Genomic DNA, 13051 nt, shown 5'->3' with positions numbered 1-13051 from the left:
CGCTCTCGCTGGAGGTTCTGTCGGACTGACGGCCCCTCCCCGATGAGCTGAGAGGGTGGCGGGTCTGGCAGCCCACCACCCTCTCGCCTTTTAAGCGGATCGCCTTTCTCTGGAAGCATCCGGGCGGTTGTCGCATCATCGCCGCGGGTGCCTCAGCACGGCGACAGCGAGAAGCGCGAGCGATCCGACTTCTTCTCGGTCGAGGAAGCGAAGCGGTCGATCCCGAAGATCACCGCGGTCCCCGAGACGAAGGAAGAGATCCGTCGCAGGCGCGTCCGGCGCGTGTCGATCGCGGTCGCGAGCACGATCAGCGCGCTCTTGCTGATCTGGCTCGCGGTGTACCTCCTGCACCGTCGGGAGATCGATCAGGCGCGGCTCGAGGTGGAGCGGACCGGTCGCGCCGACGCGATCGACGACGCGCTCTCGGCGCTCGACGGCGAGACCGGCCCCGGCGACGTCGCGCTCGCGGCGCGCATCCACGCGACGGCCGAGCTCGCGGGGATCACGGGCCATCGCGCGCCCGCGGAGCAGCTCCTCGCGTCGCACGATCCGGCGGCGGACGGCGCGTCGGATCATCGCATCGCGCAGACGTACCTCGCGCTCGCCCAGGGTGATCCGACCGCAGCGGCGCAGCACGCGTCGGCGCTGGTCGCGCGCGGGCCGCGCGCGGCCGAGGCGGGCTACGCGCGGGCGCTCGTGGCGCTGGCGATCGGCAACGTGCCCCAGGCGCTCGCGGCGGCGCAGGGCTCGGCGCAGGAGATGGATCGCCAGGACGCGCCGCGCGTGCGCGCGCTGCTCGGGCTGGTGTCCGCGCGCAGCGGTGCGCCGACCGCGATCGACGGAGACGCGGTCCCGCTGCGGCTCGCGCGGGCGCGGGTGCGCTGGGACGCGGGCGAGCAGCGCGATCAGGTGGGCGGCGAGGTCGCGCCGATCGCGGAGGAAGCGAGCGCGACGCCGGCCGAGCGCGCGTGGGCGCAGCTGCTCACCGGGCTCTCGGCGATCGACGCCGGGGACACCGAGACCGCGACGCGCGCGATCGAAGCGGCCGCGGGCGCGCCGCCGCCGGGGGACGAGCTCTTCCGGGTGCAGCTCGCGGAGGCGTGGCTCGCGCTGGGACGTCGCACCGAGGCACAGGCGATCGCGGACGCGCTCTCGCCGGGGATCTCGACCGATGCGGGACGGCGCGCGCAGCTCGCGTCCGAGCTGCACCTCGCGTCGGGCCGCTTGGATCAGGCGGAGAGCGCGCTGAGCGGCGCGCCCGCGGGGCCGAGGACGTCGCTGCTGCGCGCGCGGATCGCCGATGCGCGCGGCCAGGTCGCGCCGGCCCGTGCGCTCTACGAAGAAGCGGCGCGCTCGCCGGCCGAGCGCGTGGCGGCGAGCGTCGGTCTCGCGGCGATGCTGGTGCGCACCGGTGCTGCCCAGGACGCGATCGCGCTCGTCGATCCCTTGCTCGAGCAGCGCGCGACGCACCCGCGGATCGCCGCGACCGCGGCGGGCGCGCATGCAGGCGCAGGGGATCGCGCGCGTGGGCTCGCGATCGCACAGCGCGCGCTCGAGGCGCACCCGCGCGAGCCGCTCCTGCTCGCGGCGAAGGCGCGCGTGCACCTCGCGTCGGGCGAGTGGCAGCCCGCGCTCGATGCGCTGCGGACCGCGACCGAGGTCGCGCCGCGCGATCCCGCGCTCCAGGCCGAGCGAGGTCGCGCCGCGATGGAGCTCGGGCAGCTCGACGAGGCGCGCCGGGCGTACGAGACGTCGATCGAGGTCGAGCCCGCGCAGCCCGAGGTGCTCCGCGCGCTGCTCTCGATCCAGCTCCAGCAGCGCGATCTCGAAGCCGCGGGCGCGACGGTCGCGCGCATCGACGCGGCGAACGTCACGAGCCTCGAGATCGAGCAGCTCCGCGCGCGATGGCTCGTGGACACGCTCGCGGGGGCCGAGGGGCTCACGGCGCTTCGTCGGGCGCGTCGCACTTCGCGTCGCGATCTCGCGCTCGCGCACTCGCAGGGCCGCCTCTACATGCAGGCCGAGCGCTGGTTCGAGGCGATCGAGGCGTTCCAGGACGCGCTGCCCGAGTCGGGCGCGACCGAGCGACGCGACGTGTTCCTGTGGCGCGCGCTCGCGCTCGCGCGTGCACGGCGCGAGACGATGGTCGAGCAGCTCGCGGAGCAGCTTCGCGAGGGCGCGGCCGAGGCGCCGATGACGCGGGTCGAAGAGGCGCGGCTGCTCACGGCCGAGGCGTGGCTCGCCTTCATGGACGAGACGATCCCGCGTGCGAGCGTGTACGGGCGTCGCGCCCTCGATCTCGATCCGACGAACGCGGACGCGCTGGTGCTGATGGGCGCGATCGAAGATCAACAGCGGCGCGACGGCACGGCGCGGTATCGGCGCGCGATGGAAGCCGCGTCGCCGAGCATCGAGGCCTACGGCCGTCTCGCGCTGATCGGCGAGATGAACGCGGAGCGCTGCGGATTCGGGCGTCGCTATCTGCGCGCCGCGCCCGACGGCGGGATCGCGACCGCGGTGCGCGAGCGCGTCGCGACCTGCCCCGCGCAGTGAGCCCCTGCCGGACGGGAGCGCGGGCGAGGCGGTTTTCGACGCTCTTCGAGCGCGCCTACGTAGCTTCGTGAATGGCTCGTGCGCCGACGTTCGCCTCGGCCATCGCTGCGATCGATCGCGCGGGCGCGCTGCTCGTCTATCCGATCGAGAACCGGCTCGAGCCGCCGTCGCTGTGGCATCGCTTCCATCCCGGCGAGACGATGCGGTGGGACTGGGACGAGAGCGGCGACGAGCGCGTGGTCGCGATGTGGCGCCTTCGCGAGCGGCTCGCGCGGTCGCGGCGCGTCGTGTACTCGAAGTGGTTCCGCAACCGCGCGACGTTGTTCTCGCGCGCGCTCTTCACCGCGATGCTCTGCGAGCTGCGCGCGACCGGGCGCATCCGCGAGGGGCTCGAGCCCGACGCGATCGACGTGCTCACCGCGCTCGAGTCGGACTCGCCGCTCGGGGCGAAGCAGCTGCGCGGGGCGGCCGGGCTCACCGGGCGCGCGTTCGAGAGCGCGTACCAGCGCGCGCTGCGCGAGCTCTTCGCGCGCATGTTGATCGTCGGGTTCGGCGAGATCGACGAGGGCGCGTTCCCGTCGCTCGCGATCGGCGCGACGCGCACGCTCTTCGAGGATCTGTGGGACGAGGCGGGCGCGATGGATCCGATGGAAGCATCGCGCACCGTCGCGGCGTTGCTGCCGCAGGGCTCGGCGTTCGCGAAGCACCACGCGAAGATCCTCGCCAGCGTGCGCGGGTGAGCACGCGGACGCTGCGCGTTCGCGCAAGAGTTGCGCGTGTGTGCGTCGATCCGGGGTCGGCGCGAGTCGCTGATTCAAGCGTGGTTTCGCTCGGTTACGAGATGGCTCGCGGGGCGTGGTCGGTGCGGCGGTCGTTGCACCGAAGGGCATCCAGCGACGCGCCGGACGCGCGGACGCTCCACGAGGAGAGAGCGAGTCATGGCGAACCTGAACATGGGCGGATTCACGACGGCGGATGCGGGCGAGGGCAGCGTGAGCCTGCCGAAGGCGGCGATCGGTGCAGTCGCCGGCGCGTTCGCGGTCGGGCTGCTCTACGGCATCATCGGGCGCTTCGTCGGCGAGTACTCGTACGTCGCGTTCCTGATCGGCGCGGCGTCGGGCGTGGGCGCGATGAAGCTCGGCGGTGGACGCTCGATGGTCGCGGGCGGGATCGCGGCGGCGTCGACGCTCGCGGCGGTGCTCTTCGCGAAGGTGATCGTGGGCGCGCCCGAGGGCTGGAGCTGGCTCGAGTATCACACGCAGATGTTCGACATCATCTTCTGCTACGTCGCCGCGCCGGTCGCCGCGTTCTTCGCGGCGGGCACCGATCAGGCGCGCGAGCTCTTGAAGAAGCTGCCGGTCTGAGCGGTCGAGCGACGACCCGGCGTCAGCGGATCGTGAGCGTGTACGGGCCGGTCTCGCCGGCGCTGAAGCTCGTGACGATCACGCGATAGACGCCGGTCTCGTCGAGTGTCTGATCGAGCATCGAGTTCGTGCCGGTCGCGTCGTCGTTGTCGCGCTGGCGGCCCGAGGGGAAGCGCAGGATCAGGTACGTGTCGAAGCTCGGCGAGGCGAGCTCGAGGTGCACGTGCTGCCCGGCGCTGAACGACATCTCGTAGAAGTCCATGTACTCGCCGGTGCTCAGCGTCTGATCGCCGGGGCCGAGCGTGCCGCTGTGCACGCCCGCGCCTCCGGTGCTCCCGCCGGCGCCGGCGACGACGCCGCGCACGAGCTCGATCTGCTGCACCTGGCCCGCGCTCACGTCGACGCGCTGCGACGCGAGCGTGGCGCCCGCGATCTGCACCTCGACGACGTGCGAGCCCGCGGAGAGCACGACGTCCTGCCCGCCGATGAGCACCGGGCCCTGCGGCGCGCCGTCGACCACGAGCTGGCCCGGGATCGTCGTCATCACACGCACGGTGCCCGTTCCTTGTGCGCCGGTCGCGCTGCCCGAGAACGCCGCGTACGCGCCGACGGCGACGACGCCGACGACCGCGAGCAGGCCGAGGCCGATCACGAGCCCGCCGATCACGAGGATGCGCCCCGAGCCCGAGCTGCTGCGCGGCACCGGCGAGACCGCGGGCGGCGGCGTGACGTGCCCGGGAGGCGGCGTGGGCACGCCACCGAACGACGGATGCGACGCGGAGGGGACGTGCGCGCCGTACGAGGGCTGCGGGGTCGCGTGCTGCGCGGGCGCTGCGCCGTAGCTCTGGTGCGAGGGCGTGCCGTAGCTCTGGGGCGGAGAGATCGGGAGCATCACCTGCGAGGGCGCGACGGGGCCGGTCGCGATGCCCGCGCTCTTGCCGCGCGCGACGCGCAGCTCGCCGAGCAGCTCGCGCGCGTCCTTCGGTCGCTTGTCGGCCTCCTTCGCGAGGCAGCGATCGACGAGCAGTGCGATCGCGTGGGGCGTCGCGGGCGCGACGTGCGCGAGCGGCTCGTGGGGCTTGCTCACCGCGTGCACGACGATCGCGCTCGCGGTCTCGCCGCCGAACGGAGGGCTGCCCGAGAGCGCCTCGTAGAGCATCGCGCCGACGGCCCACACGTCCGCGGGGAAGCTGACGCTGCGCGCGCTCATCGCCTGCTCGGGCGCCATGTAGTGCGGCGTGCCCATCGCCATGCCGGTCTGGGTGACCGACTGCGACTTCTCGTCGAGGTCGCGCGCGATGCCGAAGTCGAGGAGCTTGAGCACCTCGCGCCCGTCGCGCTCGCGGTGGAGGAAGACGTTCTCGGGCTTGAGGTCGCGGTGCACGATGCCGCGCGCGTGTGCGGCGGCGAGCGGATCGAGCATCGCCTCGAAGAGGTCGAGCACCTGATCACGCGTGAGCCCGCCGCGCGAGAGGCGATCGCGCATGGTCTCGCCGCGCAGCAGCTCCATCGCGACGAAGAGCGAGCCGTCCTGGGTGTCGAAGCCCGCGTCGTGCACCTCGACGATGCCGTCGTGGCCGATCTGCGCGGGGGCGCTCACCTCGCGGAGGAAGCGCTGTCGTGCGTTCTCGTCGCGACCGATGTGCGGGAAGAGGATCTTGAGGGCGACGGTCTGCTTCGTGAGGTGGTGCTGCGCCTCGTAGACGGCGCCCATGCCGCCCTCGGCGATCTTGCGAACGATCTCGTAGCGTCCTCCGATCAACCTGCCCGCCACGTGCTCCTCCGTCGTTCGCGCGCCGCGCGCTCGGGATCGCGTGCAGCGTAGAGCAGAACGCGGGGCGCGAGCGAGGGCATCACGACGGAGTCTACGTCGGGTGCCGGTGTGATCTTGGCTCCGGCCTGCCGATCAGGGCAGGGGCGCGCCGGTATCGGGGGTGGTGATGCGGTGGATCGACGCGTTCGCGAGGCTCGTGAGGTAGAGCGTGCTCGTGCCGAACGCGTCGTCGCCGAACACGCCGTTCGCGGGGAGCGCGAGCGCGGCCATCGGGAAGACGGTGAGCGGGGGATCGCTCGACGCGGGATCGGCGCGGAGCAGGCCTCGCGAGGACGTGACGAGGTAGAGCGCGCCCTCGCTGGTCGCGACGACGCCGTCGACGTTCAGCACGTTCGCGATCGCGACGCTCGGCGCGCCGTAGGTGGACGTGGACGCGTCGAAGGAGAGCGCGTGCACGGTGCGGCCGTCCCACGAGGCGACGTAGAGCGTGGCGTCGTCGGGCGAGAACGCGAGGCCGTTGGGATACGTGATCGTGTCGGTGATCAGCGTGACGTTCGCGCCATCGGCGTCGGCGCGGAAGACGTGGTCGCTCATCGAGTCGGTGAAGACGAGCGATCCATCGGGCGCGATCGCGACGAAGTTGGTGAGGCCGAAGGACACGTCTCCGGGGCCTGCGGGGATCAGCTCGGAGATCTGCCCCGCCGCGGTGATCGCGAAGAGCACGGGGACGTCGTCGTCGCGCTTGGCGCACACGACCAGCGAGCCGTCGTCGCGCACCGCGATGCCGAGCGGATCGTTCATCGCGACGAAGTCGCTCACGACGCCTTCGGGCGTGATGCGCACGATGCGATCGTCGCGCGTGCTCGCGTAGAGCACGGAGCTGCCTTCGGGCGTGCGGCCGATCGCGAGCCCTTCGGTGAACGCGCGAACGTCGGCGAATGCCTCGAGCGTCGGGCCGGCGTCGGCGGGCGGCGCGTCGATGCCGGCGTCGGTGGGGGCGGGCGCGTCGTCGTCGCCGCACGCGGCGAGAGACAAGCAGATCAAGAAGAGCGAAGCGCGATGCATGGCGCGCGAGTGTGCATCAGGGCTCGATGATCACGAAGTGACGGCATTTCGGGCACACGTCGTCGGGCGTGGGCGCGGCCTGGAAGAAGCGCCACGAGCAGCGCGCGCACTCGACCTCGCGTGGCGTCGCGACGCGCGGCACCGGATCGGTCTCGTACGAGACGAGCTCGTCCTCGCGCCCGCAGAGACATGCGACGCCGCGGAGCGACGTGCCGTGCGGGATCAGGTAGCAGCGGTCGCATCCGGTGCAGCGGATCCGCATCGGTGTGAACGTGACGAAGCCCGTCGCGAGGTCGAAGGGCGTCGTCCGACGCCGCCACGTGTAGATCGGGGGCGCGCGCCATGCGCGCTCGATCGCGCCCTCGACGAGGCCGCGCCTCCACTCGGCGCGCAGCGACTCGATGCCGCGGGTCACGTGGAATTCGCCGCGTTCGATCGCCTCTCGTGGCGCGACGCGTCCCAGCACGACGCACTCGGTCGGCATCCCGCCGGGCGCATCGATCTCCGCGAGGTGCTCGACGACGCGCTCGCAGAACGTCCAGTCCGAGATGACGATCACGATCGCGAACGTCGGATCGTGCACACCGAAGATGCCTCGTGGCACGAGGTCGAGGAGCGCGATGCGCGTGATGACCCCCATCAGCGCCGCGTTGCGCTCGATCTCGAGCTTCCACTCGCGGAGCGGATCGCGCAGCGGTGCGACGGGCTCTCGCGCCTCGACGAGCGTGGGGGGCGTCGCGTCGGGTGCGAGCGGCGGGATGAACGAACCGAGGCGCTCCCAGAGATCCTGGCTCGCGCGATCGGTCGTGCGCCGGACGCGCACCTCGCGCATCGCGCTCGGCGTGGGATCGGGAGGCGGCTCGGGCGCGACGTCGGCCGCCGCGCGCGGCGGGATCTCGGGGATCTCGACGGGCTCGTCGGGCACCTCGACGATCGCGTCGGAGCTCGATCTCGGCAGCTCGGGCTCGCTCGGACGCGTCGTCTCGAGGATCGCGAGCACGCGCGCGTCGAGCGTCGCGCTCCACTCGGTGCGCACCTGCACGAGCGCGTCGTCGAGGGCCGCGCTGTCGATGGTCTCCGCGTCGGCGGCGCTGCGCCACGCGAGCGCGCGCAGCGCGCCTTCGATCATCGGCTCGAGCTCCGAAGAGCCGCGTCGATCGATCGTCGCGAGGCTCTCGAGCGCGACGGAGTGCGCGCGGGCTCGCGCGGCCTCGCGCTGTGCGTCGCGCGATGCATCGCGCAGCGTCTCCGGGCGCGACGCCGCGCTCGATGCGCCAGGTCACGTCGCGGAGCCGCTCGTCCGCGTCCACCATCCGGTCCGCGGCGCGCTCGCGTGCGCGCTCGATCGCGCGGAGCGCGTCGCTCGAGAGCGGCACGTGCACGATGACGCGGAGCGCCTCGCGCGCGGGCTCGTCGAGCGCATCCACGTCGATCGCGCGCTCGGCGATCTCGATCGCGATCGAGCGCAGGAGCGCGCGCGGATCGAAGCGTCGCTCGATCGTCCGCTCGCTCGCCGCGATCAGCGGTCCACGCTCGACGACGCGACCACCGAGCGCGACACGACAGAGGTGCGCGCTGCGCGCGAAGGGGAGCGCATCGAGCACCGTGCGCGCGGCGTGCAGCCCCGACCGGCCCGGCGCGAGCTCGCCCTCGAATCGCTCGACGCGCCCCTCACGCGGCACGTCTCCCGCGGGCGCGAACCACCAACCGACGTGCGCGCTCGGTGGTGACGGCGCGCTCGTCTCGGCCGGCGTCACCGGCTCACGACGCTTGCGCCACGGCGTCCACATGGGCCGATCCTAACGCGATCGCCGCGCTCGCAGCGTCACCAGCGCGACCAGCCCCACGAGCGCGATCCACGTCGACGAGCCGCCCCCGTGCGCGACGCTGCACGTCGAGCCGCGATGGGTCTCGCCCGTCCACCGTCGCATGCGCGGATCCCATGCGGGCGTGTCGTCCGTGGGCTCGCACTGACGACGCGAGCGGCACTCGCCCTCCGCACACGTGCGATCGGCGCGGCACGCGCCGACGACCACGTCGCGCACCACCGGCGTCTCGTAGACCACGCGCCCGTCGGACGTGAATTCGCGCGGCGCGAAGCACTCGTGCACGTCGCGACACGCCGCGTCGCTGCCGCACTCCGCGTCGCTCGAGCACGCGATCGGGATGCACGCCTCGGCGTGCCCCGAGATGCCCTCGCGCAGCCCGGGTGGGCACTCGCCGTCGAACGGCATGATCGCATCGGCGTGCGCGACGCCGACCCATGCGATCGAGACGAGCACCGCGATCGCCGCTCTCATCGGTCCTCCCTCACATCAACACGCCGTTGCCGTCGGGGCGCAGCATCGGGCGGATGTCCTCGTCGCCGAGCCGCTGCCTCACGTTGCTCTCGATGGTGCGCGTCAGCGCCGAGAGCGGCAGCGCGTTCCAGAAGAGCGTGAACGGATCTTCGAGCACGCGACCGACCTCGCTGATCATCATGAACGCGAGGCACACGAGCACGTTGATCGGGATCGCCATCACCCAGAGCTCCTCCGCGATCGCCATCGGGAAGAGCACGCCGAACGCGCGGATCAGCTGCTCCGCGAAGTACCCGTAGCCGCGCGGCATCGGCGTGCGCTTGATGCGCTCGCATCCGCCCTGCACGTCGAGCAGCGCCGCGATGCTGCGATCGAGCGCGTCCATCCGCAGCGGCGCGAGACGTCCTTCGTCGGCCTCGCGCGCGAGCTCCGCGAGCTGTCGATCGAGCAGCGCGTGCGTCGCGTTCGTCTCGTGCGAGAGCGACTCGCGCGTCGGCGCGTCGCTGAAGCGGACCACGTCGTCGTCGCTCCACGGGACCTGATCGCGCAGCAGACATCGCAGCACGTGCACGTAGAGCACGTGACGCTCGATCAATCGTCGCTGCAGCGCGCTGGGTGCGCCGTTCTCGGCGCGCGGCAGGTACGCGAGCACCTGCGAGCAGAACATGCGCGAGACGTTGATCAGCCGGCCCCAGAGCTGACGGCCTTCCCACCACCGCGCGTACGCCGCGTTGGTGCGGAAGCTGACGAAGATGCCGAGCGCGCCGCCGACGATCGCGACGGGGACCGACGGGATGCGCAGCCAGTGCCATCCCAACACTTCGCGTAGGGCGATCACGAGCCCCGCCGATGCCGCGAACAGAACCACCGAGTGTTGCTGCCATCGCAGCATGCCGAGGAGCGATCCCTGTGTGCCGACGATCATGCGCAGCGCTCGAAGGTGCGAAGCCTACTACGCACGCGCGGAGAATCGTCACGAGCGGCCGGAGCCAGGCTGGCCGATCGGCCGGAGCCGCCCAATACTCGGCCGCTGCATGATCGACCTGTTGCGTCGTACGGCGATCGATGCGGACGTTTCGGATGCCCTCTCGGGCTCGCGCCGATCCTCCGCGCGCCGTGCGCGAGCCACGCATCCGGCGGACCAGAGTCAGCTCGGTCCGCGTGAGTACGAAGCGCTCCTGGCGTTCGCCGAGGCGACGATCCCCGGCGGTGGTCGCGTGCAGCGCGCCGACGAGCAGACGATCGCGCTGGTCGAGGAGACGGTCGCGCATCTCTTCCCGCAGCTGCCGAAGGCGCTCGGTGCGGTCGCGCTCGCGTACGACCACGCGGCCATCGCGAAGAAGGGTCGTCGCTTCCGTGATCTGAGCGCCGACGATCAGGAAGACGTGATGCGCGCGTGGGAGAGCGATCCCGTGCTGCGCGCGCCCTTCCAGGTGATGCAGTTCGCGATCAAGTTCGCGCACTTCGATCGCGAGCCCGTGTACGAGCGCATGGGCGGCAAGCTCAACGTCGTGAAGACGCTCGAGCAGCCTCGCTGGCTCGAGCAGGTCGTGCGCGCCGAGACGTGGGACGACGGCGACGTCGAGTGCGAGGTCGTCGTCGTCGGCACCGGCGCGGGCGGCGCGGTCGTCGGTCGCGAGCTCGCGGAGCGCGGCTTCGCGGTGTGCTTCGTCGAAGAGGGCGAGCTGCACCGGCGCGATGCGTTCACCGGCAGCTCGCAGAAGGCGCATCGCGACTTCTATCGCGGCGGCATGGCGGTCGGCAGCAACCTGATGCCGGTGTTCATGGGTCGCCTCGTCGGCGGCTCGACCGCGGTGAACGGCGGCACGTGCTTCCGCACGCCGAGCGCGGTGCTCGATCGATGGTGCGAGGACATCGGCACCGACGACTTCGCGCGCGAGCACATGCAGGGCTACTTCGAGCGCGTCGAGAGCATCCTGCAGGTGCAGCCCGCGGCGCGGCAGCACATCGGGCGCATCGCCGACGTGTTCGCGCGCGGCTGCGACAAGCTCGGCTGGAGCCACTTCTCGATCGTGCGCAACGCGCCGGGCTGCGAGGGCTCGGGGTTCTGCGACTTCGGGTGCCGCACCGACGCGCGTCGCTCGACGAACATCAGCTACGTGCCGCCTGCGCTCGAGCGCGGAGCGATGCTCTTCACCGGGCTCACCGCGAAGCGCGTGATCGTCGAGAAGGGGCGCGCCGTCGGCATCGAGGGCGTCGCGAAGAACGGCAAGACGATCCGCGTGCGCGGCCGCGCCGTGGTGTTCGCGGGAGGCGCGCTGCCGACGCCGCTCTTCTTGCTCAAGAACGGCCTCTGCAACTCGAGCGGTCAGGTCGGTCGCAACCTCACGCTGCATCCGAGCGGCGGGCTCAACGCGCTCTTCGACGACGCGATCCGCGGGATGGATCACATCCCGCAGGGCTACGGCTGCGACGAGCACCTCGACGACGGCATCCTGCTGAGCGCGGCCCAGCCCGATTGGAACTACGCCGCGCTCATGTATCCCGTCGGCGGTCGACGCCTGATGGAGCGCCTCAACGAGCTCGAGCACATCGCGTCGTTCGGCATCCTCATCTCGGACGAGTCGCGCGGGCGCATCGCGTTCGACGTCCAGGGTTCCGCGACCGTGCTCTACAACCTCACGCAGAAGGACGCGGATCGGTATCACCGCGGCGTGATGGCGATGGGCGACATCTGCTGGGAGGCGGGCGCGAAGAAGGTGTGGCCCGCGCTCCTCGGCGCGCACACGTTCGAGAGCCGTCGCGAGTGGGAGCGCTTCCGCAAGCAGACGCTTGCGCCCAGCCAGTGCCTGCTGACGAGCTATCACCCGCTCGGCACTTGCAAGATGGGCAAGGATCCGAGGACGAGCGTGGTGTCGCTCGATCACGAGGCGCACGACCTGCCGGGGTTCTTCATCGTCGACGGCAGCACGGTGCCGGGCCCGCTCGGCGTGAACCCGCAGCTGACGATCATGGCGATGGCGACGCGCGCCGCCGAGCGCATCGCCGCGCGTCTCTGATCCACCGTCGCGCGCGATCGAGCGAACGTTCATGCCATCTCGCGCGATCGAGATGGCACGAGCGCTGCTCCGTCCCGTCGCGTGCACTGCAGTTGGCGCGACTCGGCACGTGGGCTCCTCGTCTCGATCGCGGTGCTGGCGGCGTGCGCGCTCCAGCCATCGACCGTCTCGGCGCAACGAGGTGAGGCGAGCGTGCTCGCGGTGCCTGCCGCAGCGCGCGCCGGCGCCACGTCCACGTCGCGCGGCGTGCCGCGTTCACGCCCCGATCGTGAACGCGCGGACGACCTCGCGGATCCGATGGTCGAGCCACCACGCCGAGAGCCATTCCCGATCGGGCTCGATCTCGCGATCGCGACGCAGGTGCCGCTCACCGTCGGCGTCGAGGCGAACATCGAGCTGCCGCTCGGTCTGCTGATCCGCGGCCACCTCGGGTTCATGCCCGAGCCCTACCTCGGCTTGATGAACGACGTCGTGCACGGCATCGGCGCGTACGGCGACGAGATCGCGTCGCTCGTCGATCGCTCGGGCTCGAACGCGCTCGTGGTGCGCGTGTCGGGCGGCATCCGGCCGGTGCCGGGCTACGGCTTCGAGATCCTCGCGGGCTACACGCGCATCGGCGCGGAGACGCGCGTGGGGATCGACGATTTCGAGGCTGCGGTCGGACAGACGATGAGGTATCCGGGGCTCGACGAGGTCGGCATCGACGCGGAGCTCCACATGCTGCACGTCGAGCTCGGTTGGAGCGCGCTCGTGTGGGATCACCTCGTGATCCGTGGCTCGATCGGATGGGCCCACACGCTCGGCGCGTCGACGTCGATCGTGGTGCCCGACGAGGTGCGGGGGCTCGCGCCGGAGATGTTCGACGACATCGAGCGCGACGTGGAGGATGCGCTCGAGACGTACGGCTTCACGCCGCAGCTGAGCTTCGCCGTCGGATATCGATTCTGATCGCGCGATGGATCCCGCCGACCGTGG

Annotated in this window: 11 protein-coding genes; 6 read left to right on the top strand and 5 right to left on the bottom strand. The window is 71.8% G+C overall.

Annotated features, from left to right (window positions below; genetic code table 11):
- Window positions 1–147 precede the first annotated feature (147 nt).
- The 3 genes from I5071_RS21360 to I5071_RS21350 all read left to right on the top strand — a co-directional run bounded on the left by I5071_RS21360 (window position 148) and on the right by I5071_RS21350 (window position 3917).
- Window positions 148–2553: a tetratricopeptide repeat protein gene (locus I5071_RS21360; RefSeq protein ID WP_236607353.1), complete on the top strand. Its 2406-nt coding sequence runs from the start codon at window positions 148–150 to the stop codon at window positions 2551–2553.
- A gap of 71 nt (window positions 2554–2624) precedes the next feature.
- The gene (locus I5071_RS21355) at window positions 2625–3293 is read left to right on the top strand and encodes a hypothetical protein (RefSeq protein WP_236607352.1); all 669 of its coding nucleotides are present in this window, start codon (window positions 2625–2627) and stop codon (window positions 3291–3293) included.
- 198 nt (window positions 3294–3491) lie between these two features.
- Complete coding sequence (locus tag I5071_RS21350; protein WP_236607351.1) at window positions 3492–3917, top strand: hypothetical protein; 426 nt, start codon at window positions 3492–3494, stop codon at window positions 3915–3917.
- Between the two features lie 22 nt (window positions 3918–3939).
- Here I5071_RS21350 and I5071_RS21345 read toward each other — a convergent pair whose 3' ends face one another.
- The 3 genes from I5071_RS21345 to I5071_RS21335 form a co-directional block, all read right to left on the bottom strand.
- On the bottom strand, window positions 3940–5691 hold the full coding sequence (locus I5071_RS21345; RefSeq protein WP_236607350.1) for a serine/threonine-protein kinase: 1752 nt from the start codon (window positions 5689–5691) through the stop codon (window positions 3940–3942).
- A 132-nt stretch (window positions 5692–5823) separates the two neighbouring features.
- Window positions 5824–6756: an SMP-30/gluconolactonase/LRE family protein gene (locus tag I5071_RS21340; protein WP_236607349.1), complete on the bottom strand. Its 933-nt coding sequence runs from the start codon at window positions 6754–6756 to the stop codon at window positions 5824–5826.
- A gap of 16 nt (window positions 6757–6772) precedes the next feature.
- On the bottom strand, window positions 6773–7885 hold the full coding sequence (locus tag I5071_RS21335) for a hypothetical protein (RefSeq protein ID WP_236607348.1): 1113 nt from the start codon (window positions 7883–7885) through the stop codon (window positions 6773–6775).
- Between the two features lie 247 nt (window positions 7886–8132).
- Here I5071_RS21335 and I5071_RS21330 point away from each other — a divergent pair, with 247 nt between their 5' ends.
- Entirely contained in the window at window positions 8133–8486 is a 354-nt protein-coding gene (locus I5071_RS21330; protein WP_236607347.1) for a hypothetical protein, read from the top strand.
- Between the two features lie 69 nt (window positions 8487–8555).
- Here I5071_RS21330 and I5071_RS21325 read toward each other — a convergent pair whose 3' ends face one another.
- Together I5071_RS21325 and I5071_RS21320 are read right to left on the bottom strand one after the other, a co-directional pair.
- The gene (locus I5071_RS21325) at window positions 8556–9056 is read right to left on the bottom strand and encodes a hypothetical protein (protein WP_236607346.1); all 501 of its coding nucleotides are present in this window, start codon (window positions 9054–9056) and stop codon (window positions 8556–8558) included.
- A gap of 10 nt (window positions 9057–9066) precedes the next feature.
- The gene (locus I5071_RS21320; RefSeq protein ID WP_236607345.1) at window positions 9067–9981 is read right to left on the bottom strand and encodes a bestrophin family protein; all 915 of its coding nucleotides are present in this window, start codon (window positions 9979–9981) and stop codon (window positions 9067–9069) included.
- A 292-nt stretch (window positions 9982–10273) separates the two neighbouring features.
- Between I5071_RS21320 and I5071_RS21315 the strand changes: the two genes are divergently transcribed.
- On the top strand, window positions 10274–12076 hold the full coding sequence (locus tag I5071_RS21315; RefSeq protein WP_236607344.1) for a GMC family oxidoreductase N-terminal domain-containing protein: 1803 nt from the start codon (window positions 10274–10276) through the stop codon (window positions 12074–12076).
- 246 nt (window positions 12077–12322) lie between these two features.
- A complete protein-coding gene (locus tag I5071_RS21310; RefSeq protein WP_236607343.1) occupies window positions 12323–13024 on the top strand; it encodes a hypothetical protein in 702 nt (233 codons plus the stop codon).
- Window positions 13025–13051: the final 27 nt, after the last annotated feature.

The sequence above is a fragment of the Sandaracinus amylolyticus genome (genome assembly GCF_021631985.1).
Lineage (GTDB): Bacteria > Myxococcota_A > Polyangia > Polyangiales > Sandaracinaceae > Sandaracinus > Sandaracinus amylolyticus_A.
This window is presented reverse-complemented; position numbering and strand designations above follow the sequence as displayed.